19 protein-coding genes are annotated in these 21,494 nt (G+C 61.5%); 13 read left to right on the top strand and 6 right to left on the bottom strand.

Annotation, left to right across the window (positions count from 1 at the left end):
* Window positions 1–74: 74 nt before the first annotated feature.
* On the bottom strand, window positions 75–2,027 hold the full coding sequence (locus G5221_RS16800) for a TonB-dependent receptor domain-containing protein (RefSeq protein ID WP_421263606.1): 1,953 nt from the start codon (window positions 2,025–2,027) through the stop codon (window positions 75–77).
* A 266-nt stretch (window positions 2,028–2,293) separates the two neighbouring features.
* Here G5221_RS16800 and G5221_RS16795 point away from each other — a divergent pair, with 266 nt between their 5' ends.
* The 11 genes from G5221_RS16795 to G5221_RS16745 all read left to right on the top strand — a co-directional run bounded on the left by G5221_RS16795 (window position 2,294) and on the right by G5221_RS16745 (window position 15,984).
* On the top strand, window positions 2,294–3,442 hold the full coding sequence (locus tag G5221_RS16795) for an isochorismate synthase (RefSeq protein ID WP_421263605.1): 1,149 nt from the start codon (window positions 2,294–2,296) through the stop codon (window positions 3,440–3,442).
* On the top strand, window positions 3,439–5,085 hold the full coding sequence (locus tag G5221_RS16790; protein ID WP_421263604.1) for a (2,3-dihydroxybenzoyl)adenylate synthase: 1,647 nt from the start codon (window positions 3,439–3,441) through the stop codon (window positions 5,083–5,085). Before G5221_RS16795 ends, G5221_RS16790 begins: the two co-directional genes overlap by 4 nt.
* Complete coding sequence (locus G5221_RS16785) at window positions 5,082–6,014, top strand: isochorismatase family protein (RefSeq protein ID WP_421263603.1); 933 nt, start codon at window positions 5,082–5,084, stop codon at window positions 6,012–6,014. The genes G5221_RS16790 and G5221_RS16785 overlap by 4 nt, the downstream gene beginning before the upstream one ends.
* Entirely contained in the window at window positions 6,011–6,772 is a 762-nt protein-coding gene (gene dhbA / locus G5221_RS16780; RefSeq protein ID WP_421263602.1) for a 2,3-dihydro-2,3-dihydroxybenzoate dehydrogenase, read from the top strand. The genes G5221_RS16785 and dhbA overlap by 4 nt, the downstream gene beginning before the upstream one ends.
* A gap of 125 nt (window positions 6,773–6,897) precedes the next feature.
* Window positions 6,898–10,887, top strand: a complete 3,990-nt coding sequence (locus G5221_RS16775; RefSeq protein ID WP_421263601.1) for an amino acid adenylation domain-containing protein — start codon at window positions 6,898–6,900, stop codon at window positions 10,885–10,887.
* Window positions 10,884–11,753: a hypothetical protein gene (locus G5221_RS16770; RefSeq protein ID WP_421263600.1), complete on the top strand. Its 870-nt coding sequence runs from the start codon at window positions 10,884–10,886 to the stop codon at window positions 11,751–11,753. Before G5221_RS16775 ends, G5221_RS16770 begins: the two co-directional genes overlap by 4 nt.
* Window positions 11,754–12,005: 252 nt before the next feature.
* The gene (gene pdhA, locus G5221_RS16765; protein ID WP_421263599.1) at window positions 12,006–13,094 is read left to right on the top strand and encodes a pyruvate dehydrogenase (acetyl-transferring) E1 component subunit alpha; all 1,089 of its coding nucleotides are present in this window, start codon (window positions 12,006–12,008) and stop codon (window positions 13,092–13,094) included.
* Window positions 13,087–14,073 carry an alpha-ketoacid dehydrogenase subunit beta gene (locus G5221_RS16760; RefSeq protein WP_421263598.1) on the top strand — a complete coding sequence of 329 codons (987 nt, stop codon included), beginning with the start codon at window positions 13,087–13,089 and terminating at the stop codon, window positions 14,071–14,073. Before pdhA ends, G5221_RS16760 begins: the two co-directional genes overlap by 8 nt.
* Complete coding sequence (locus tag G5221_RS16755) at window positions 14,070–15,170, top strand: dihydrolipoamide acetyltransferase family protein (RefSeq protein ID WP_421263597.1); 1,101 nt, start codon at window positions 14,070–14,072, stop codon at window positions 15,168–15,170. Before G5221_RS16760 ends, G5221_RS16755 begins: the two co-directional genes overlap by 4 nt.
* A 208-nt stretch (window positions 15,171–15,378) precedes the next feature.
* On the top strand, window positions 15,379–15,588 hold the full coding sequence (locus G5221_RS16750; RefSeq protein WP_005302803.1) for a cold-shock protein: 210 nt from the start codon (window positions 15,379–15,381) through the stop codon (window positions 15,586–15,588).
* A 90-nt stretch (window positions 15,589–15,678) separates the two neighbouring features.
* On the top strand, window positions 15,679–15,984 hold the full coding sequence (locus G5221_RS16745) for a hypothetical protein (protein WP_421204648.1): 306 nt from the start codon (window positions 15,679–15,681) through the stop codon (window positions 15,982–15,984).
* Here G5221_RS16745 and G5221_RS16740 read toward each other — a convergent pair.
* Together G5221_RS16740 and G5221_RS16735 are read right to left on the bottom strand one after the other, a co-directional pair.
* On the bottom strand, window positions 15,971–16,219 hold the full coding sequence (locus G5221_RS16740) for a TIGR02647 family protein (protein ID WP_005334209.1): 249 nt from the start codon (window positions 16,217–16,219) through the stop codon (window positions 15,971–15,973). The genes G5221_RS16745 and G5221_RS16740 overlap by 14 nt on opposite strands.
* 73 nt (window positions 16,220–16,292) lie before the next feature.
* Complete coding sequence (locus G5221_RS16735; RefSeq protein WP_227340851.1) at window positions 16,293–16,466, bottom strand: hypothetical protein; 174 nt, start codon at window positions 16,464–16,466, stop codon at window positions 16,293–16,295.
* On the opposite strand from G5221_RS16735, the gene G5221_RS16730 reads away from it, so the two are divergent.
* Window positions 16,465–17,019, top strand: coding sequence for a hypothetical protein (locus G5221_RS16730; protein WP_227340850.1), 555 nt, complete (start codon window positions 16,465–16,467; stop codon window positions 17,017–17,019). The genes G5221_RS16735 and G5221_RS16730 overlap by 2 nt on opposite strands.
* 156 nt (window positions 17,020–17,175) lie before the next feature.
* The gene (locus tag G5221_RS16725) at window positions 17,176–17,568 is read left to right on the top strand and encodes a DUF2750 domain-containing protein (RefSeq protein ID WP_227340849.1); all 393 of its coding nucleotides are present in this window, start codon (window positions 17,176–17,178) and stop codon (window positions 17,566–17,568) included.
* Window positions 17,569–17,662: 94 nt separating this feature from the next.
* Here G5221_RS16725 and G5221_RS16720 read toward each other — a convergent pair whose 3' ends face one another.
* The 3 genes from G5221_RS16720 to G5221_RS16710 all read right to left on the bottom strand — a co-directional run bounded on the left by G5221_RS16720 (window position 17,663) and on the right by G5221_RS16710 (window position 21,409).
* Entirely contained in the window at window positions 17,663–19,513 is a 1,851-nt protein-coding gene (locus tag G5221_RS16720) for an extracellular solute-binding protein (protein ID WP_421263596.1), read from the bottom strand.
* Window positions 19,514–19,642: 129 nt separating this feature from the next.
* Window positions 19,643–20,536, bottom strand: coding sequence for an EamA family transporter (locus tag G5221_RS16715; RefSeq protein WP_421263595.1), 894 nt, complete (start codon window positions 20,534–20,536; stop codon window positions 19,643–19,645).
* A 126-nt stretch (window positions 20,537–20,662) separates the two neighbouring features.
* Window positions 20,663–21,409, bottom strand: coding sequence for a DNA-binding transcriptional regulator YciT (locus G5221_RS16710; protein ID WP_216954124.1), 747 nt, complete (start codon window positions 21,407–21,409; stop codon window positions 20,663–20,665).
* Window positions 21,410–21,494: the final 85 nt, after the last annotated feature.

Raw genomic sequence — 21,494 nt, 5'->3', positions numbered from 1 at the left:
GATCTTCCCCTTATTCTCTTGGTTAACAGAGCGCGGACATGGGCCCGCGCTCTGTTATAACGGCCTTGGCTACCTTAGAAGCGTGCTGAGCCGCTGACGTAGTAGCTGCGACCCGGTTCGACGTTCTGGAAGACAGTATCTTTCTCTTGCAGGCGCACGTCGGTCAGGTTGTTGACCCCCAGTCGCAGGTCAAAGTTCTCGGTGACCTTGAAGCCGGTGCCGAGATCGAAGGTCTGATAGCTGGGCAGCTTGTGCAGTACGACAACCTTGTTGACGGTCTGCTCGGCAAACTGGGTGCCGGTGTAGGTGGTGCCGACAAAGGCATTGACCCGCTCGGTGGCCTGCCAGGTGATCTTGGCATTGGCCTTGTGCTCCGGCCGCTCGGGCAGAGCCTGACCCTGATCGCCTTCCGCCTTGAGGTAGGTGTAGTTGGCGCCGAGGTTGATATCGTCGGTCAGATCGAGCTTGCCGGTCAGCTCCAGCCCCTTGGTGGTGGCTTTCTCCAGGTTGTACCAGGTGCGGTCAGTGGAGTTCGGCAACTGCTTGAAGGTGAGCATGTCGTCGATGTCGGAGTAGAAGAGGGTGGCGCTGGTTTCCCAGATCCCTTCTCCTGCGATGACACCCAGCTCGTAGTTGGTGCTGGTTTCCGGCTTGACCTTGTCGCTGCCATAGATGCGGCAGCTGCCGCCGCAGCTCTCGATGCTGTAACCGTTGGAGTACTGGTGCGGCGCCGGTGCCTTGAAGGCCTGGCTGACACCGCCTTTCACTGTCACCACATCGTTCATCTCATAGACCAGATAGCCGCGCGGGGTGAAGTGGCTGCCGTAGATCTCGTGGTGATCGTAACGGCCGCCCAGCGTGAAGGTCAGGCTGTCGGTCAGGCCAATTTCGTCCTGAGCGAACAGCGCCTCCTGGGAGTGACTTTCTTTGCCGCCGATATCCTTGTAGCTCACCGCATCCACCAGCTCCCGATCCAGATATTCACCACCCAGGGTCAGGTAGTGGTTGGCCAGCGCCAGGTTGGTATAGCCCTTGAGAGTCAAGGTGTTCTCTTCCAGCTCCCGTTGCTGCGGGGCAGAGTAGCTGGTGTTGAAGTCGTCGATCTGGGAGGTCTCGTAGTTGGCCATGACGGTGGTGTCACCCCAGCTCCAGTTCCCCTTGTGGGTCAGACCAAACAGGTTGCGATCGTTTTGCTGCTGGCGGCTGTGCACCTTGTTGCCGGTTTTGCGGAAGATATCGAGAGGCCGCTCATCCTGGTTATAGAGGTAATCCAGCTCGAAGCGTTGCTGCTCATCAACCAGCCAGCTCAGGGTGGAGGCAAAGTTACGGGTCTGTTTGGCTTCGATAAGGGGGATGCCATCGGCTGCTTCGGGCGGAGTCCAGGCCTGACGATCGTACACTTCGCCATTCATCCGGATCAGCAGGTTGTCGCTCAGCGGGCCGGTAAAGCCCAGGTTGGTTCTGTGCTGATCGCCGCCATCCTTGCCTTCAATGGCTTTGAAGTCGGCATCGGCTGCCCCTTGCCAGGTTTTGCCCGGCTGCTTGGTGATGATGTTGATGACACCCCCGATGGCATCGGAGCCGTAAAGTGCCGACATGGGGCCACGGATCACCTCGACCCGCTGGATCATGCCAAGGGGCACCGGGGTGTTGTCGAAGTTGCCGCCGCGCCACAGGGCATTGGAGGAGGAGAGGCGTTTGCCATCCACCAGCACCAGGGTGTACTTGCCGGACATGCCGCGAATGCCGATATCGCTGCGGCCATTGGTGTCAGCTTCAGCCTGAATGCCCACCTCATGGCGCAGCAGGTCGGCAAGATCATTGACGGGCGCGGCGGCGATCTGTTCGGCCGTGATGACAGAGATAGAAGCTGGTGCCGAGCGGGTATTGTGCGCCGTGGTGGTGACGGTGATCACCTCATCGGCTTGAGGGGCGTTGCTGGCGGCGATCGCTTGCTGGGTCAGCAGAGTGACGATGGTGGTGGCCAGCAGGCTGGGAGCAATAAAACGGGAGGTTGAGGATTTCATTATTTACATCTTCCATAATATACAAATGATAAGCGTTATCATTATCAAATTGAATTTGCTCCGATCGCAACTCTTTTTTATCGGCGAAGCTCAGTTTCGTTCGTCACTCTCTTTTGACTAAAAAGAAGTTAATGAAATTGATTCTCATTTGTATTGATCATTTTTTCGCTCCTTGTTAGGATGCCGTTCACCCTGATATCTGGTGAGTCAAATGACTCACATTAAGTCGTATCAGGCAGTGATTCATTCCAAGGAGTAGCACCGTCATGTGTGACCATGCACTGGAAGGAGAGTGGCCCGCCACAGCGGTCGGGCTGGATAAAGTGTGCTGTTTTGCCAGCGGTGACAGGGTACTGGTCGCCTCCGGTATCCACGACAGTTTTACCGGCATCCCACCGGAGAAGCTGCTCGCCCATCTGCGTCGGTTGCGCCAGCAGGGGATGGTCAATCCCATCGCCATCGGCGCCATTCCGTTTGATACCCAATCCCCCTGGCATCTGGTGATCCCGGCGCAATCGCAGTGGGTCGCAAGGGATGCGCTGTTGCCCGCCAGCTGTTGCCAGCTCCATGGCGAGGTGAGTGAAGTGACCGGCTCTGCCCACTATCAGGGGGCAGTGCGGGCAGCGTTGCAGCAGTTCAGCGAGGGGCAGCTCGAGAAGGTGGTGCTGTCGCGCGCCATCGATGTGCAGAGCGCAGAGCAGACCTCCCCCGCACACGCCTTTGGCTCTCTGTTGGCCCAGAATCCGGGCGCCTATGTGTTCCAGATCCCGCTGCCGGATGGGGAGACCCTGCTTGGTGCGAGCCCCGAGCTGCTGGTATCGCGCAGCGAGATGGCGGTGGTGAGCAATCCGCTGGCGGGTTCCCGTCCGCGCCACGCTTTTTCCGATCAACAGGCGGCCAGTGCCGACCTGCTGGGGGCGCAGAAGGATCGCTATGAACATGCGCTGGTGGCCGATGCGGTCGCCGCCGCCCTCGCTCCCTTCTGCCGCGAGCTGGACGTCCCTCTGGAGCCGCAGGTGATCGCGACCCCTACCATGTGGCACCTCTCGACCCGCATCGCCGGACGGCTCCATGAGCCCTCTCCCGTGCTGGCTCTGGCGCTGGCACTGCACCCGACACCCGCGGTGTGCGGCACGCCGCTCTCGGCAGCGCGTCAGGCCATCGCCCGGCTTGAGGGGTACGATCGCCGCTTCTACTGCGGCGCCGTTGGTTGGATGGATGCCGACGGCAATGGCGAGTGGGTAGTCACTATTCGCTGTGGCGTGCTTGCCGGCAGACAGCTGCGACTCTATGCCGGCGCCGGGGTGGTGGTGGGCTCTTCGCCGGAAGCGGAGTGGCAAGAGACCGCCGCCAAGCTCGGCACCATGCTGCGGGCGTTTGGTCTCGAGAGCCGGGAGCCGGAGGTAACTGCATGAAGCCACTGGTGCCCTTTACCCCCTGGCCCGCCGAGCTGGCGGCCCACTACAGAGCACAAGGTTGGTGGCGCGGACAACCGCTCACCGCCCTGCTCGATGACTCTGCCGAACGTTATCCCGAGCGCACGGCCCTGATCTGCGGGGAACGCACTCTCAGTTATGGCCAGTTAAAGCGTGAGGTCGATGCGCTGGCGGTGCGGCTGGCAGCGCGCGGGCTGGGTCATGGCGATACCGCACTGGTGCAGTTGCCCAACTGCGCCGAGTTCTATATCTGCTGGTTTGCCCTGATCCGCTGCGGCGTAGTGGCGGTGCATGCCCTCTACAGCCATCAGCGGCGCGAGCTGGTGGCCTTTGCCCGCCAGATTGAGCCCGCCTTGCTGGTACTAAGCCCCTCTCACCCCGGCTTTGCCGGTGAAGCGGGAAGCCTCGTGGCCCTTGATGAGCTGGTATCTCCTTCCTGCCAGACACTGCTGTTCGAGCAGGCAGAAGGCTCCGATCTTCAGTCAGGATTTGCATGGCGTCAGTCTGAAACCATGGCCTGTGCTGATGGTTTTGTGCAGGTGGCCACAGCGCCTACACCAACCCCGGCCGATCAAGTCGCTTTTTTCCAGCTCTCCGGCGGCAGCACCAGCACCCCCAAACTGATCCCCCGTACCCACGATGACTATGGCTACAGCGTGTGCCAGAGCGTAGCGGTGTGCGGCTGGGATGAGCGGGTGATCTATCTCTGTGCCCTGCCTGCGCCCCACAATTTTCCCCTGAGCTCCCCCGGCGCACTCGGGGTGTTTTATGCCGGTGGCTGCGTGGTGCTGGCAAAGGATCCTTCCGCAGCAACCTGTCTGCCGCTGGTGCAGCGCCATCAGGTCAACTGGGCGGCATTGGTGCCACCGGCTCTGGCGCTCTGGCTGGAGGCGGCCAGCCACTATTCGCAGACCTCTCTGGAGTGTGTGCAGGTGGGCGGTGCGCGCCTCAGCCAGGCTCATGCCGAGGCGGTGGCGAGCCGCCTCGGCTGCCGCTTGCAGCAGGTGTTCGGCATGGCCGAGGGGCTGGTCAACTACACCCGCATCGAGGATGACCAGTGGCACATCGTCAATACCCAGGGCCGTCCAATGAGCCCGGGTGACGAGGTGGAGGTGCGAGGCAGCGACGGGCGCCCCTTGCCCGATGGCGAGTGCGGCGAGCTCTGGACGCGTGGCCCCTACACCTTTCGCGGCTACTTCAAGGCTGATGCCCACAATCAGCGTGCCTTCGACCGGGACGGTTTCTACTGCACCGGCGATCTGGTCTGCCGCTTGCCCGGTGGCCATCTGATGGTGGTGGGACGCAACAAGGATCAGATCAACCGGGGCGGAGAGAAGATCGACGCCCTCGAGATTGAAGAGCTGTTGCTGACCCACCCGGAAGTGCGGCAGGCGGCACTGGTCGCCATGCCGGATCCCATGCTCGGGGAGCGCAGCTGCGCCTTTCTGATGTGCCGCGAGCCCCTCAATCTGCCCCGCTTGCGCCGTTTCCTGCGCGAGCAGGGGGTGGCCGATTACAAACTACCCGATCGCCTGGTGCTGGTGGATAAACTGCCCCACACCCCGGTCGGCAAGATAGACAAACAGAGGCTGCGCGAGCAGCTCGCCAAGGAGTGTGCATGACCATTCAATCCCTCGCCGCCTATCCGCTGCCTACCGCCGAGGAGCTGCCCAGCGGGCGGGTGAACTGGCCCTTCGAACCGGGCCGCGCCGCCTTGCTGGTCCACGATATGCAGCACTATTTCGTCGACTTCTACGGGCCGGGCAATCCGCTGATCAATCAGGTCATCGACCATATCGCCACCCTGATCCGTCAGGCGCGTATTCTTGGCATGCCGGTGGTCTATACCGCCCAGCCCGCCGAGCAGAGTCAGGCCGATCGGGCGCTGCTCAACGACATGTGGGGGCCGGGGTTGACCCGAGCGCCGGAGCGTCAACCCATCGTTCCGGCGCTGGCACCCGAGCCGCAGGATACGGTGTTGACCAAGTGGCGCTACAGCGCTTTTTGCCGCTCTCCACTGGCAGAGCTGATGGCCCAATGGGGGCGGGATCAGCTGGTGATCTGCGGCATCTACGGCCATATCGGGGTAATGCAGACAGCGGTCGATGCCTTTATGCGCGACATCCGCCCTTTCCTGGTGGCAGATGCCATCGCCGACTTCTCCCGCGAGGATCATCTGCTGGCGCTCTCCTACGTCAGCCGCAATGCCGGTCGGGTGATTACCGTGGCCGAGGTGATGGCGGCCAGCAAACGCACTCTGACTCGCGAGTCACTACGTGCTCAGGTGTTGGCACGGCTGCCCGCCGAGATGCAGCAGGAGCAGCCCACCGAGGATGACAACCTGCTCGACTATGGTCTCGACTCGCTGGCGGTGATGGGGCTGGTGGAAGAGTGGCGTCAGCAGAGGCTGGTGGTGGAGCTGGCCGAGCTGGCCCGCACGCCGACCCTAGCTCACTGGTGGGCGCTCCTCTCCCGTCAGCTGAATGTCAGTCAGGACACGGCTTATCAGGTCAACGAAGATCACGTCAGCGAACCGGAGTGCATCCCATGAGCGAGTGGCAAGGCAGAACCGTCTGGGTGACTGGTGCGGCGCAGGGAATTGGCCATACGGTGGCGCGCACCTTTGCCGAGGCGGGGGCCAGCGTGGTGGCGCTCGATCTGCAACTGGCCGAGGCGCTGCCCGGCAACGTGAAGGGAGTGGTGATCGATGTCAGCGACAGCGAGGCCGTGACCCGCTGCTGCGAACAGCTGCTGGACGAGGGGCTGGGGCCCGATGTGCTGGTCAATGTCGCTGGCGTACTGGCGACCGGCAGGCTCGATGAGGTGGATGACGCCCTCTTGCAGCGCACCTTCGCCATCAACACTTTCGCCCCCTTCTACCTGATGCGGGCCCTGACCCCCTGGTTTCAGGGGCGGCGCAGGGGATCCATCGTCAATGTCTCCTCCAATGCCGGTCGGGTGCCGCGAGTGGGTATGGGCATCTATGGTGCCTCCAAGGCGGCGCTAACCAGCCTGACCCAAACGGCAGGGCTGGAACTCGCCCCCTACGGCGTGCGCTGCAATCTGGTGTCGCCGGGCTCGACCCGTACCCCGATGTTGTACGGCATGTGGCAGGAGGGGGAACAGCGTGAAGGGGAGCTGCGCACCATCGCGGGCCTGCCCGGGCAGTTCAAGCTTGGGATCCCCCTTGGCAAACTTGGGACCCCCGACGAGGTGGCTGCCTGCGTGCTGTTTCTCGCCTCCGATGCGGCCAGCCATATCACCCTGCAGGATCTGGTGGTCGATGGCGGTGCCACCCTGGGGGTCTAGCCCACGTGCTGCCGATCTGGCAGGCGTGACACTCTCTTTATGCAGGAGGCTTTGTCTCCTCGCTTTTCAGCCATGCGGGCAGGGGCAAGCCGCTGCCCGCCCGATGTTTGCGCAAGGACATTCCCATGGAACAGACAATGGCGATGCGCGCCACCCACCAGCGCGGTGAGCACCCGCGCTGGCCGCTAACCACAGCTCAGGCTGGCATCTGGTTTGCCCAGCAAAAATATCCGCAGAGCCCCGCCTGCAATACCGGCGAGTACTGGCTGCTGGAGGGGGCGCTGGCTCCCCATCACTTCACCCGCGCGGTGCGCCAGACTATCGACGAGATCCCCGGTCTGCACTGCGCCTTTGTGGCTACTGCCGATGGCCCGCAGATGGTGGCCAACCCCGCTTGCTGGCAGCTGGCAGAGCGGGATCTGCGCAGCGAAGCCGACCCGCTCGCCGCTGCGCAGGCCGAGATGCGTGCGCAGTTGGCCGTCCCCTTCAATCTGGCCGGGGGGCCGCTGTTTGCCACTACGCTCTATCGCCTTGGCGAGGGGCGGTGGGCCTGGTTTATCGCCGTGCACCATATCGCCATCGACGGCTTTGGCCTGAGTTTGCTTTGCCAGCGGGTGGCCAATTGGTATGAGGCGCTCTGTGCCGGCGAGCAGCCTGCCCCCTGTCGTTATGCGACCCAGCAGGAGTTGCTGGCTGAAGAGGCGGCCTATCAGGATTCGCCGCGCGCCGCGCGGGATCGCGATTTCTTCGTGCAGCAGCTGGCCGGGGTGGAGAATCCTGCGTCGCTCTCCCGCCGTCCGGCGCAAGGGCCGGGCTCCACCTATCGTCTTGAGCAGCGGCTTGCTGGCCGCCAGTGGCAGACACTGGTAGAGCGAGCGAGTCGCACGGCCTGTCACCCCTACAGCCTGCTGCTGGCGGCGGTGGCCAGCTATGTGCAGCGGATGAGCGGCGCTGGCGAGGTGGTGCTGGGTATTCCGCTGATGGGGCGGCTGGGCTCAGCGGCGGCCGATACCCCCTGCATGAAGGTCAATGTGGTGCCCCTGCGCATCGAGCTGAGCGGCACCAGCCGGGTAGGGGAGTTGCTGGCACAGGTCGAGCGGCAATTTGCCGCCCTGCGCCGTCATCAGGGCTGCCGTCAGGAGTGGTTGCAACAGCGTCAGCCGGGCCAGCCGCTGTTTGGCCCTCAGGTCAATTTGATGCCCTTTGCCCGCACCCTCTGCTTTGGTGAAGGACACAACCAGGTTCGTGGTGAGGTGCAGGTGCTGGCGGCGGGGCCGGTGGAGGAGTGCGCCTTCTACTTTGCCGAGGAGGCAGGCGCTATGACCCTGACCCTCGAAGCACATCAGGGACGCTTCAGCCAACAGGAGAGTGAACGTCATCTGGCCCGGCTGCTGGCCTATCTGGCCGCCTGGAGTGAGGCGGATGACGAGGTGGAGGCAGTGCGTTTGCCGCTGCTGCTGCCTTGCGAGCAGGCTGAGCTGGCGCGCTGGAACCAGACCGACCATCCGTTGCCGACCACCACCCTGAGCGCACTGCTGGCCGAGGGGCTGGCGGCGGCAGATCAGAGCGCTATCGCGCTGGAGTGTGGCGCCGAGTGCTGGAGTGTGGCCGAGCTGCGCCAGCGCACCCGCCAACTGGCCAGCTATCTGGCAGGGAGGTGCGTGGGCCCCGGTTGTCGGGTGGCGGTGGTGATCCCGCGCGCTCCCGAGCTTATTCTCGCCCAGCAGGCCATCATGGCAGTAGGTGCCGTCTACGTGCCCGTTGATCCGGACTATCCGGCGGAGCGGATCGGCTACATTCTCGCCAGCAGCGATCCTGCGCTGGTGCTGACCAGTCGTACGCTTCAGATGCCGCTCGATGTGGCCGTACCACTTGTCTGCCTCGATGCCCCCGGTGTGGCAGAGCAGCTGGCGACGATAGACGTGGCGGGGATAGCACCTTGTGATCTGCCAGCCCCCAAACCGGAAGATGCGGCCTACATCATCTACACCTCAGGTTCGACCGGTCGGCCGAAAGGGGTGGTGGTGAGCCATGGCGCCATCGTCAACCGGCTGCTCTGGATGCAGCACATGTATCCCATCGGCCCGGCGGATCGGGTGCTGCAAAAGACCCCGGCCGGTTTCGATGTCTCCATTTGGGAGTTTTTCTGGCCCTTTATGACCGGGGCGCGGCTGGTGCTCGCCAAACCGGGCGGCCACAAGGATCCCGCCTACCTTGCCGAGCTGATTGAGCAGGCCGGGATCACCACCTTGCACTTTGTCCCCTCCATGCTGCAGATCTTCGTCGCGCAAGCCGAGCCTGCACGTTGCCGCGCCCTGCGCCAGGTCTTCTGCTCCGGCGAGGCGCTGCCCGCGGATCTGGTGCAGCGCTGGTATGGGGTATTTTCAGCCCCCCTGCACAACCTCTATGGCCCGACCGAGGCGGCGGTGGATGTCACCTGGTATCCCTGCCGGGCAGACGAGGCGGTGACCAGCGTGCCCATCGGCTATCCGGTCTGGAATACCAGCATCCACATTCTCGACCCCTTGTTGCAGCCGGTGCCGCCCGGTGTGGCAGGCGAGCTCTGGATCGGCGGCGTACAGGTGGCGGAGGGCTACTTTGGCCAGCCCGAGCTCACCGCCGAGCGCTTTATTGCCAACCCCTTCGGAGCGGGACGGCTCTATCGCAGCGGCGATCTGGCCGCCTGGCGCGAGGATGGCGTCATCGAGTATCTGGGGCGCCTCGATTTTCAGGTGAAGATCCGTGGTCAACGCATCGAACTGGAGGAGATCGAGCAGGTGCTGCTGCGCCATCCCCTGGTGGCGCAGGCGGTGGTGCTGGCCCCCGAATTTACCCCCGGCGATCGCCGTCTGGTGGCCTATGTGGTGGCCGCAGATAGCAGAGAGTTGACGTTGGCCGAGTTGGCACCCGCCCTTGGCGCCGCGCTGCCCGACTACATGGTGCCGGGACTGTTGGTTACTCTGGCCGAGCTGCCGCTCACTCCCAATGGCAAGCTGGATCGCAAGGGGCTGCCGCTGCCCGATATGGTGTCGGCGGTGGGTCAGTCGCTGCCGAAAACCCTGCTGGAGGAGCGGCTCTGTCGCCTCTTCGCCGAGGTTCTGGGGCTGGCGCGAGTCGGCGCCGACGATAACTTCTTTGCCCTCGGCGGCCACTCCCTGCTGGCGGCGCAACTGGTGGTGCGCATTGAAGAGTCGACCGGACAGGCGCTCACTTTGGCCAGTCTGTTCGAAGCACCGAGCCCTGCCCAGCTGGCGCGTCGTCTTGGCGGCGAGCGGGAGGCGATGCCCATGCTGTTGCCCCTGCGGGCGCCCGGTGCGCAGGCGGGTACATCGGGTCCCACCCTCTTTTGTGTCCATCCTGCAGGGGGGCTCGGCTGGTGTTATGCGCCGCTGGTGCCCCATCTGCCAGCCGACATGGCGGTCTATGCCCTGCAGGCGCGAGCGCTCTGCCAACCGGATGCGACGCTGCCCGCCAGCTTCGACGAGTTGGCACTCGACTATGTGACCGAGCTGCGTCGTCAGCAGGGCGAGGGGCCCTACTGGCTGCTCGGCTGGTCGCTCGGGGGCATGCTGGTGCACCGGATGGCCGCCATGCTGCAAGAGCAGGGACAGGAGGTGGCCATGGTGCTGCTGCTGGATGCCTACCCCTGTCAGCAGTGGCAAACCCAGCCGTTGCCCGACGAGCTGCGGATGCTCGATGCGCTGCTGCGGATGGGGGGCATTGCGGTTGAAGGCGAGGCGCTCGACTCTCTCACTCGCGACGAGGTAGTGGCCCGGCTGGGGGCGGAGGGAAGTGCGCTGGCCATGCTCGACGAGCAGGTGGTGAGCGCCATGATTGAGCTGGTGGGCCACAACAACCGGCTGATCCGTGAGCCGGTCGACTACTGCTACCACGGGGAAGTGACCTTTATCGAGGCATCAGCCTCCCGCCAGCCCTGGCTGGATGGGCGCGGCTGGGCGTCGCTGACAAAAGGCGAAATCCGCTATGAACGCTTCCCCTGCCTGCATCAGGAGATGGTGCATCCCGACTGGCTGGCGAAGGTCGGCGCCCTTATTTGTGAGCGGGTCGATGTGGTCGGGCAACAGCCGCACATCCGGCAGGAGGGGGGCGCATGACCCCGGTTGCCGCCATCCGGGAAGCCTTGCAGGCGGGCAAGTTGGTAGGGCTGGGGGAGCCGCACTGGCACCCAGGTTTTATCCGGCGCCAGCACGCCTGGCTCTGCGATCCGGCGCTCTGGGGAATCATGAACGATCTGGTGCTGGAATGCGGCAACCGCAGCCATCAAGGCTTGCTCGATGCCTGGTTGGCGGGGGAGGAGAGCTGGCAGGGTGAGCCGCTGACGCTGGCTCGGCTCTATCCAGTCTGGCTTGACTCCTGCGCCTTTCCTGCCTGGATGGCCCCCGAGTTTCCGGTTCTCTTTTCCGCTCTGCGCCAGAGCAATATGGCGCGCCCTGAACATATGCGGCTGCGGGTGCATCTCTGCGAGCCCTCATTCGAGTGGCAGGAGATGAGCCCGGAGCGGTGGCAGCAACACAACAGGGGGAGGGATCAGGCGCTGGCCGACTATCTTCTTGCACTTCCCGCCCGCGGCGTGGTGGTGCTGGCGGGGGCGCGCCATCTGCTCAAAGCCGCAGGAGATCCCCACTTTGCTCAGCCGACGCTGGGTCAGTTGCTGGAGGCGGCAAGACCGGGTTGGCTGCAGGTGCTTCACCCCTGGCCAATGGTTGATGGGAAGGGTGATGAGAAAGAGGAGCGAGTGTGCGATCTGGCCGGGATTGCGACCGCCGATCTCTATCCTCACTGGCCGGCGTATCCGCCGCTGGAAACTCTTATCGACAGGTTGGTGCGCGTGGCTGACCGGGGACGGGAGATGCGAATTTGCCCTACCTTGCTGGCCGAGCCCTGGCGCAGCCGCTTGCTAAGTCGCGCTCACTTGCTGCCAGCTGGCATGGCCCGCCAGCTGCAACACTGGCTGGCGTAACCGCTGGCTTGAGTAACAGAAGGGGGAGCAAGGCTCCCCTTTTCAATATTTGGCATCCTGCATTCAGCACTGCAAAGTTGCACCATTTACGGCATACCTTGCCGCTCATCGCCGAAAATTCAGCTCCTTCGCTACTTTAAAGAAGTTTCTACTGGTCTTACCTGAGTAAATCCCTTTGCTTTTTATTTAACAAGGTATTTACATCTAAGTGTCACCAGCATCGGTGACGCCTACAACGGCAAGGAGCCAGTTATGACCCATGTCGACATCCCTTTCCTTCGTTACCTCGATGCGGAAGGGTGCCCGGTCGCCACCTTACCGACCTGGCTGGACAAGGCGATACTGCACACTTTCTACCGCAATATGGTGATGGTGCGCAGCTATGACAAAAAAGCGATTGCGCTGCAACGAACCGGCAAACTCGGTACTTTTCCCTCCCATCTCGGCGCAGAAGCCGTGGGGATTGGCATTGGTCTCGCCATGCAGCCGCAGGATGTCTACGTTCCCTACTATCGGGACATGCCCACCCTCTATGTGCGGGGCGTGCCGATGGAGAAAAACCTGCAATATTGGGGCGGTGACGAGCGGGGCAGTTATTTTCTCAAACCCGATGGGACTCCCTCTGAAGATCTCCCCATCTGCGTCCCCATCGCTACCCAGATCACCCACGCATGCGGTATTGCGTCTGCCTTCAAACTGCGTAACCAACCGCGCGTTGCCGTAGTCACCATCGGCGACGGTGGCACCTCCAAGGGGGATTTTCTGGAGGGGCTCAACTGCGCCGGTGTCTGGCATCTGCCGATGGTCATCATCGTCAACAACAACCAGTGGGCCATCTCGGTGCCACGCAAGCTGCAATCGAGCGCCCCAACGCTGGCCCAGAAGGGGATTGGCGCCGGGGTTCGCAGCCTGCAGGTGGATGGCAACGATGTGGTGGCGGTCTACGATGCTGCCCGCAGTGCCGTCGAGCGGGCCCGCAGCGGCAAGGGGCCGACCCTGATCGAGGCGGTCAGTTATCGCCTCGGCGATCACACCACGGCCGACGATGCCACTCGCTATCGCGACGGAGCCGAGGTCGAGGCCGCCTGGGCGAAAGAGCCGGTCAAGCGGCTGCGCCAGTTTATGCACAGCCAGGGGTGGTGGGATGAAGAGCTGGAGCAGAGCCTGCTGGCGGAAGCCACCCGAGAGGTGGAGCAAGCGGTCTCCCGCTATGAGGCGATGGTGCCTCAGCCACCGGAGGCGATGCTCGATTATCACTACGCCAGCCTGCCCGCCGAACTCTTGCCCCAGCGCGAGCGAGTAATTGCCAAGGGGATGAAGCAGGAGGTTGGCCATGAGTGAGATCAGTTTGCTGGAAGCGGTCAACATGGCCCTTCACTACGAGATGGAGCACGACCCGGATGTGGTGGTACTGGGCGAGGATGTAGGGGTCAACGGCGGGGTGTTTCGTGCCACGGTTGGCCTGCGCGACAAGTTCGGTTTCAAGCGGGTGATCGACACGCCGCTGGCCGAGGGGCTGATCGCCGGGGTGGCGGTCGGCATGGCCACCCAGGGGCTCAAGCCGGTGGCGGAGTTCCAGTTTCAAGGCTTCATCTTCCCTGGGATGGAGCAGATCATCTGTCAGGCGGCGCGGATGCGAAACCGCACCCGTGGCCGCCTCTCCTGTCCCCTTGTCTATCGCTCCCCGTATGGCGCGGGCATTCATTCGCCTGAACATCACAGCGAGAGTGTCGAGGCGCTGTTTGCCCATATCCCTGGGCTACGGGTAGTGATCCCCTCCAGCCCGAGACGCGCCTATGGCCTGCTGCTCTCGGCCATACGCGATCCGGATCCCGTGATGTTTTTCGAACCGGATCGCATCTATCGCTCGATGAAATCCGAGGTGGTGGATGACGGTGTCGGCCTGCCGCTGGATGTCTGCTTCACCCTACGCCCAGGCCGGGATATCACGGTAGTGGCCTGGGGGGCCTGCATTCAGGAGGTGATGCGGGCGACGAACCTGCTGGCCGAGCAGGATATCCAGTGCGAGGTGCTGGATCTGGCCACCATCAAGCCGCTGGATATGGAGACCATCCTCACCTCGGTACGCAAGACCGGCCGGTTACTGGTGGTGCATGAGGCGTGTGGCAGCTTCGGGGTCGGGGCCGAAATTGTGGCGCGGGTGACCGAGCAGGCACTTCCCAGCCTCAAGGCGCCACCCAAACGGTTGACCGGGGTGGATGCCGCCGTCCCCTACTATCGCAACGAGGCGTATTACCTCATCACCGAGCAGGATATCGCCGATGCCGCTCACCAGCTGATGGAGAACCAGTGGCTATGAAATTTTTCAAATTACCGGATCTGGGTGAAGGGTTGGCCGAAGCCGAGATCGTCGAGTGGAAGGTGAGTGCCGGTGATACCGTCGCGGTCGATCAGGTGCTCTTGTCGGTGGAAACGGCCAAGGCGCTGGTGGATGTGCCCTCTCCGGTGGCCGGGGTGATTGCCCGTCTCTGCGGCGCCGAGGGGGATATCCTCCATATCGGTGCGCCGCTGGTGGAGTTCGAGGGGGGCGAAGATGATGGCACTGTGGTGGGCAAGGTGAGCGCCCATCAGCAACATATCGAGGATCACTTCGTGGTGGGGGCCATTGCCCCGGGGGGAACGCTGGTGCAAGCCATGCCTGCCGTGCGCCTGCTGGCGCAGAAGCTGGGTCTGGAAATCGACCGGGTCAAGGGAAGTGGCTGCGGCGGCATGGTGACCGAGCTGGATGTGCAGCAGGCATTCGAGTCACAGCAGAGCAGTGGCAACGAATTCCTCAAAGGATCACGGCGTGCCATGGCCAAGGCGATGGAGCTCTCTCATCAGACTGTGGTGCCGGTCAGCATCACCGACGAGGTGGATTTGCGTCACTGGCGCCCTGATGAGGATGTGACGGTGCGCCTTATCAAGGCCATTGGCGTGGCGTGCCGCGCCGAGCCCTCGATGAATGCCTGGTTTGATGGCGACACCCTGTCACGGCGGCTGTTCAAAGAGGTCAATGTGGCCATCGCGGTGGATTCAAAGCATGGCCTCTATGTGCCGGTGATGGAGAACGTGGCCGAGCGGGAGGGGGCAGATATCCGGCAAGGGCTGGATCGGATGATCGCCGATGTGAAGGCGCGCGCCGTGCCGCGCGAGATGTTGCAGGGGGCGACCATTACGCTCACCAACTTCGGCGCCATCGCAGGCCGCTATGCCAGCCCCATTGTCACGCCGCCGCAGGTAGCCATCATAGGGGCAGGCAAACTGTTCGAAAAAGTGGTGTTCATCCATGGTGAAGCGCGTCCCGTCAGGGCATTGCCGCTGTCGATGACATTTGACCACAGAGCCTGTACTGGCGGGGAGGCGGCTCGTTTTCTCAGAGCACTGGTCGAAGCGTTGGAAGCAGCCACCTTATAACGGTTTGTGCCCTGTCATTGGCAGGGCACAAATTTGTTTGCGTAATCTACAAAGCCACGTATAATCCAAACCAGCTTGAAAGGGCGATAGTTATGTCAATGAATACGATGTTTCACATCTTGTCCTGTTGTTCATAAGTTAATCCCGTTTTTTGAGCTTTACCCGCTGAAAAGCATAAGTAATTATTTTGAATACAGGTTTAAAAGATATGTCTAACATGATCACCGGTACCGTTAAGTTTTTCAACGAAACCAAAGGTTTTGGCTTCATCCAGCAAGAAAACGGCCCGGACGTTTTCGTTCACTTCAGCGCCATTCAAGGTAACGGTTTCCGTACCCTGGCTGAAGGTCAGCGCGTACAGTTCTCTGTGACCCAAGGTCAGAAAGGCCCGCAGGCTGAGAACGTAACCGCTCTGTAATTCTTACAGAATTTAAGAAAGCCGTGGTACCTCTGGTGCCACGGCTTTTTGTTTATCTGGCTTCTGCTACTGACTCCCATGTGCTGAATCATGCTGCTATCGCTCTTGCTTGCTGCCACCTTGACTCCGACTTCAGATACGCCGGTACCGGTTCAATCCGCGATGGAAGCGCAGGTGATCTGCCAGCAATTTGTCCAGATCCGGATGGGCACTGCACAGCAACCTGATGAGGTGAATGCGCGACTGGTCCCTGAAAGGGAGGGGGAGTGGCTGGTGGATGGTAAAGTAAAAGGACCCGAAGGTCCTTTGCTGTTTGCCTGTCATCTTCACCAAGGGGAGCGCTGGGAGCTACTCAACTTTTCACTTTGGGCACCACAGCCGATCAAAGTGGTTTGAGTGCGACCAGTAGATGTTGCAGGTGTTCAACCATGGTCATGCCAAACGGGGTGAGATAGCCGCCATCTTCTGCGCTGATGAGCCCCTGTTGATGCAGACGGGCTGCCGCCTGGCACAACTCTTCAGACATATCGCTGCGTAATTTAATCCCCAAGCTCATGTTGGCCGGATCAAAGCATGCCAGTATTTTCAAATCGTTCACGAATTCGTTAGAAACCTGGTCGATCCCAATCATGGATTTACTCCTTACGCTAAAGATGTATGCAAACTAGCATCCCCGGATCCACTTTAGTGGGCGCTGGCTCAAATTATTGATCTTTGGCTGGATGCTGCGTTTCAAATGCTGTTTTTTTCGGCGTAATCAGATGGTTGGCTGACAGCTTCGCCAAGGGCCGAGCCGGACCAAACGTGGTAGGATAGGGGAATTCTTTATATCGGACGGTCCATTGGCGGCTGTTCGCCCAGTCCAAGGTATTGCTCATGGTCAAGATCACGCTGGTATCCCTGCTGCATTCACACACCGCCACTTTCCCTGTTTACCCAGTCTCCTTGCTGACCTCCTTGTTGGAGGGCCATGAGGGAGAGGTGTGGCTACCTGCCCGCAAGGGGGGCGACATTACCCATCTTCGCAAACATGCTAAAGGGGCTCGCGCCCGCGAGCTGGCAAATCTCGATGCCGGTTGGTGCGATTTTATATCTGGTCAGGAAGGGGCGACTGCGGAGCTGGATGCGCTGGCCAACTACGACACCGAGATGATGGACAACTTGCAGATGTACTGGCATAGCGCGGGCAAGATCAACAGCCCGATCACAGATAATTTGTTCGAACTTCGTCGCGAAGTGGTGGATGAGGCCCATGGCGAAAAGCTTGCCGCTCTCTGGGAGCAACAACAACAGCAGCGATTTGAACAGTTGATGAAAAGTGCGGCTGACGGTCGGGATCAACTCTGTTTCGTCGAAGTAGAGTCTGCCTACTGGCTGCGACAGAAGTTGAGCGAGCAACCTGATGTAGAGCTGATCACCCCGACCTTTTAATCAGGTCTGGAAGGTGGGTGAGACGTTTTATTCGCCGCCCTGCTCTATCCTTATGAGCGTTGCTGTTTCCCCGACGGGAGTCAGGAGGCGGCAAGCTGGACAAGCTGACCACAAGATGTGAACATGGCGCCCTTTATCGAGAGAGAGACTTGGCCAATGAGCTATGAACTGAGCGATACCGAGCGCAATGCCGCGCTGCAACTGAACGCTGACTACCGTTACGATCACTTCATCAGCAAGCTGGTCGAGCATGAAGAGCTGTTCGTCCTGACTGACGAGCATGGCGTCATGATGCTGACCACCGACGATGAAGATTGCATCCCGGTATGGCCGCACCCGGAGTACGCCAAGGCGTGGGCCGAAGGCGAGTGGGCCGATTGCAAACCACAGTCCATCACCCTCAAGGTGTGGCTGGAGCGGTGGATTGACGGCATGGAGCAGGACGAGCTGTGTGTTGCCGTGTTCCCGACCCCGGATCAGGAAGGCATCGTACTGGAGCCGGCTGACGTGGCTGACGCCATTGCCGAGAAGCAGGCCAAACGCGGCTGATCACCGAGCTATTCGCAACACCGGTTGCCAACAAAGACCCCACTATCTGGCGGGGTCTTTGTTTTAGGTCTGTTTGCCAAACGAGTTGTGGCTATCAGGGCTGGCGATAGGTGGTGTCGATGATGGGCTCGGCCGGGAAAGTCTTGCCACTCTTGATGGCTGCCCTGGTCTCGGATTTTAGCTCTTCATCGATCCACAGCAGACCGCCATAGCTGTAACCGCTGTTGTCGCCACCGAGTGGCCAATAGAGCTGCTCGCTCTTGGGCGTTGCTGGTACTTTTGGCAGTTTGATCCAGCGCCATGCCCCTTCCCGGGTGTAGGGCACCTGATACGCAGGCACGAAGCTGGCCAGCTCATAGAGCCGCTGCTGGATCTGCCGTGACAGGGCCGCTTTTTTGGCAAAGTCGAACTCCTTGTCATACTGCTCCACCAAGGCTGTGATGGCGTCGTCATCGATGTTCATGATGTTGTTGGTCTGGGGCTTGTTGGCGTTGACCTTGTGGAAGAACTCCCAATAGGCGGGATAGCGGCTACCCGCCCAGGCCATCCAGGCGCTCTGGTGCTTTTTCTCCAGCATCGATTTGAAACCGGCCGATGCATCCATCAGGTTGAGCTCCAGATTAAGCCCCGCCTTTTTGGCCTCTTCCCGCAGCAGTGTGAGCCGCTGGGCGTGCTCTGCGGTGGTGTAGGTGATGGCGAGGGTCAGTGACTGCCCCTTGTCGTTTTGCAAAATCCCCTGCGGCCCCACTTTGTTAAAGCCTGCCTTGGCAAAGTATTCCCGTGCCAGTTGGGGATCGAACGGACGGGCCTTGATCTCGCTGTTGGTAAACTCCCCCTGACCTGAGCCATAGCTGTTGAGGCGTTGGTAATCCCCCCGCAGTAGGGTAGCGAGCATTCTGTCGAAATTGAGGGCATGCTGGATGCCGAGGCGAACATCGAGATTGCGCAGCAGCGGATCGGCGGTGTTGAGATAGAGCCCCATCGGCGGTTGCGGGGTCTGGTTGTAGAACCAGCGCCGCTCGATATACCCCTTCTCGAACTCGGCGGTGTTGGTCTTGTCGTGCCACCAGTTGGGGATCACCAGCGGGAAGCTGTCGAGATCGCCGCGCAGGAAGTGCTGCCAGGCGATGTTCAGAGCCCTGAGCACCTTGATCTCGATCCGCGCAGGATTGAAGCGATGCTGGAAGTAGCGCTCGTCATCCCCCCACCAGTTTTCAATCCGCTTGAAGGTGACCGATTTGCCCTTTTTCACCTGATCGATCTGATAGGGACCGGTGACCGGCAACACCTTCCAGTTGTACTCCTTGACCCAGTTGGCGGTGAGCTTGATGGCGTGGCTCGGCTCCGGGCTGATGGGCAGCGATTCGAGCAGATCCTGGCGGCTCTTTTCGGTGCCGCTGGTGATGGCCAGGGTGTGATCATCAAACTTGGTTATGTCTGCTATCTGGGTGCTGTAGTAGTTGTTGTACCAGGGGTCGTTGATCTCCTTGCTGCGCATCATCTTGAGGGTAAAGAGCCAGTCATCGGCGGTGACCGGTTGGCCATCTGACCAGCGTGCCTTGGGATTGATGCGAAAATAGAGGGTCTTGTTGTCGGCGCCGAAGGCCCACTCGTTTGCCAGCATCGGCATGGGGTTGCCGGTGACGGGATGAGTGCTCAGCAGTGGCAGGTTGGTTTCCCGCACGTAACCGGCAAAGCCGCCGTTGGAGTCGGGGCCATATTTGCGCAGGGTCAGGGGGAAGCTGGTCATAAAGGTGCGAAAGGTGCCGCCGCGCTTGGCGGCCGGATCGGCATAGAGAGGATCCTGGTTGTTGCTCTCCCACTTCAAGTCAGCGGGCAGCGTGGCACTCCAGCCAAACGGGCTCCAGCACAGGGTCAGGGTGATGGCGGTGGCGCGAATGATAGGGGAGAGTCGGCGCTCCCCGGCGATGATGGTCGATGGCATGTCCTTGCTCTCCTGAAGTCTGCTTCCTGCAGATCACACACTGGTGATGTCAGTCCCGATGGGGACTGGCTCATCATGGAAATTTTATCCTGTCAGGTCAATGAAATAGCGTAAATGGGCAGGCGCTCATCATGTCGCTCTCTGTGGTTTGAACCAGCGCAGTCGGCTACCCAGCAGATGGACCACAAAGCCGAGCAGCACCAGAGCTGAGCCCAGCCACTGCAAGGGTGTTGGATGTTCATCGAGCAGCAGCGCTGCCGTGACCATGCCGACACAGGGGATCAGCAGGGAGAGCGGTGCCACCTGCGCCACCGGATAGCGCATCAGCAGTCGTCCCCACAGGCCGTAACCCAGCCAGGTCGCGACATACGAGAGATAGAGCACGCACAGCAATCCCTGCCAGCTGAAGTCGCGCAGGCTGCTGGCCATCAGCTCCGGCCCTTCGAACAGCCAGGAGAGGGCGAAAAATGGCAGGATGGGCACCAGACCGCCCCAGGCGATCAGGCTCGGCAGCGTGGTCTGGTAGCGCAGACCAATCTGGCGATTGATGACGTTGCCAAGGCCCCAACAGGCGGCGGCACACAGCGTCAGGACAAACCCTAACAGGGTCAGGTTGCCTTCACCGTGAGTGGCGATGAGATAGAGGCCGAATCCCGCCAAGGGCAGCGCCACCCAGTGGTGGGATTGCCAGCGCTCCCCCAGCCAGATCATTGCAAAAAGCAGGGTGAATACCACCTGGGATTGCAGCACCAGCGAGGCCATACCTGCGGGCATGCCGAATTTCATGGCACTGAACAAAAATGCGAATTGACCGAGGCTGATGGCGCCGCCATAGGCCAGCAGCCAGCGCCAGGGCATGGCAGGTTTGGGTACCAGCAAGATGGCGGGGAAGACCACGCCGATAAAGCGCAGCGCACCCAGCAGCAGTGGGGGGATCCCCTCCAGCCCCCACTTGATGGCCACGAAGTTAAGCCCCCAGCAGAGGATGACCAGAGCGGCCAGAAACTTGTCTTTGGTGTGCATGCGGTGTCCTTCGGTCTGTGGCCTCTGCCATGAGAGGCCAAAAGAGGACGAGCATACCCCCGCCAGGGTGGGCGCCGTCAAGCCGACCGGCGGGGGAGCAACCCGGCAACGGGGGCCAGGTGCGATTCAGGCAGAGACGCAGTGCACTGTGATGCCGCGTGCGGCCAGGGTGGCCCGCATGGGGGCGGGCAGGGCATCGTCGGTAACCAGCACGTTGATCTGGCCCGGCGCGCCAAGCTGGCTCGGGTGGATGGCGCCAAATTTGCTGCTGTCGGTGATCACCACATTGGTCATCCCCTTGGCCAGCACGCTGTTGACCACGTCGGCCCGCATCATGTCGCGGCCGGTAAAGCCCATCTCGGGATGAAAACCGTCGACCCCGATAAAGGCCTTGGAGAAGTGCACCTGCTCGATGCAGAGGCGCGTGAGCGGCCCCACCACGCTCTCGCTCTGATGCTGGAACAGCCCGCCGAGCAGCACCACCTGAGCCGGGGTATCTTTGAGCAGATGGGCGATATAGCTGCTGATGGTGATGATGGTGACCCGTTTGTGCAGGGCCAGATGGCGCGCCAGCATGGCGTTGGCACTGCCCCCTTCGATAAAGACCGTCTCGCCATCTTCCACCAGCTGGGCGGCCCGCTCGGCGAGGCGCTCCTTGAGCAGGTAGTTGATGTTCATCCGGGCATCGGGGTCATCGGTCTCCAGCGCCATGGCCGAGCCGTGTACCCGTCTGAGCAGTCCCTGTTTCTCCAGCGCGGTGAGGTCGTTGCGCACCGTCACCTCAGACACACCTGTGTGTCGGGAGAGTTCACTCACGCTCATCTTGCGAGCCTGATGGACCAGAGTGAGGATCAGTTGGTGGCGTGGATTCATGGTGCGCTCGCATGCAAGGTGGTCGATAGCGGAAAGCCACCCGAGGGTGGCTTGCCAATCATATGACGTCACAGGCGCCATGGGG

Source organism: Aeromonas sp. 602200, from assembly GCF_049173895.1.
Lineage (GTDB): Bacteria > Pseudomonadota > Gammaproteobacteria > Enterobacterales > Aeromonadaceae > Aeromonas > Aeromonas veronii_A.
This window is presented reverse-complemented; position numbering and strand designations above follow the sequence as displayed.

What these genes read in the sequence shown, in the direction of transcription:
- G5221_RS16800 (WP_421263606.1), bottom strand. Translation starts at nt 2,027, where the DNA reads ATGAAATCCTCAACCTCCCGTTTTATTGCTCCCAGCCTGCTGGCCACC.
- G5221_RS16795 (WP_421263605.1), top strand. Translation starts at nt 2,294, where the DNA reads ATGTGTGACCATGCACTGGAAGGAGAGTGGCCCGCCACAGCGGTCGGG.
- G5221_RS16790 (WP_421263604.1), top strand. Translation starts at nt 3,439, where the DNA reads ATGAAGCCACTGGTGCCCTTTACCCCCTGGCCCGCCGAGCTGGCGGCC.
- G5221_RS16785 (WP_421263603.1), top strand. Translation starts at nt 5,082, where the DNA reads ATGACCATTCAATCCCTCGCCGCCTATCCGCTGCCTACCGCCGAGGAG.
- dhbA (WP_421263602.1), top strand. Translation starts at nt 6,011, where the DNA reads ATGAGCGAGTGGCAAGGCAGAACCGTCTGGGTGACTGGTGCGGCGCAG.
- G5221_RS16775 (WP_421263601.1), top strand. Translation starts at nt 6,898, where the DNA reads ATGGAACAGACAATGGCGATGCGCGCCACCCACCAGCGCGGTGAGCAC.
- G5221_RS16770 (WP_421263600.1), top strand. Translation starts at nt 10,884, where the DNA reads ATGACCCCGGTTGCCGCCATCCGGGAAGCCTTGCAGGCGGGCAAGTTG.
- pdhA (WP_421263599.1), top strand. Translation starts at nt 12,006, where the DNA reads ATGACCCATGTCGACATCCCTTTCCTTCGTTACCTCGATGCGGAAGGG.
- G5221_RS16760 (WP_421263598.1), top strand. Translation starts at nt 13,087, where the DNA reads ATGAGTGAGATCAGTTTGCTGGAAGCGGTCAACATGGCCCTTCACTAC.
- G5221_RS16755 (WP_421263597.1), top strand. Translation starts at nt 14,070, where the DNA reads ATGAAATTTTTCAAATTACCGGATCTGGGTGAAGGGTTGGCCGAAGCC.
- G5221_RS16750 (WP_005302803.1), top strand. Translation starts at nt 15,379, where the DNA reads ATGTCTAACATGATCACCGGTACCGTTAAGTTTTTCAACGAAACCAAA.
- G5221_RS16745 (WP_421204648.1), top strand. Translation starts at nt 15,679, where the DNA reads ATGCTGCTATCGCTCTTGCTTGCTGCCACCTTGACTCCGACTTCAGAT.
- G5221_RS16740 (WP_005334209.1), bottom strand. Translation starts at nt 16,219, where the DNA reads ATGATTGGGATCGACCAGGTTTCTAACGAATTCGTGAACGATTTGAAA.
- G5221_RS16730 (WP_227340850.1), top strand. Translation starts at nt 16,465, where the DNA reads ATGGTCAAGATCACGCTGGTATCCCTGCTGCATTCACACACCGCCACT.
- G5221_RS16735 (WP_227340851.1), bottom strand. Translation starts at nt 16,466, where the DNA reads ATGAGCAATACCTTGGACTGGGCGAACAGCCGCCAATGGACCGTCCGA.
- G5221_RS16725 (WP_227340849.1), top strand. Translation starts at nt 17,176, where the DNA reads ATGAGCTATGAACTGAGCGATACCGAGCGCAATGCCGCGCTGCAACTG.
- G5221_RS16720 (WP_421263596.1), bottom strand. Translation starts at nt 19,513, where the DNA reads ATGCCATCGACCATCATCGCCGGGGAGCGCCGACTCTCCCCTATCATT.
- G5221_RS16715 (WP_421263595.1), bottom strand. Translation starts at nt 20,536, where the DNA reads ATGCACACCAAAGACAAGTTTCTGGCCGCTCTGGTCATCCTCTGCTGG.
- G5221_RS16710 (WP_216954124.1), bottom strand. Translation starts at nt 21,409, where the DNA reads ATGAATCCACGCCACCAACTGATCCTCACTCTGGTCCATCAGGCTCGC.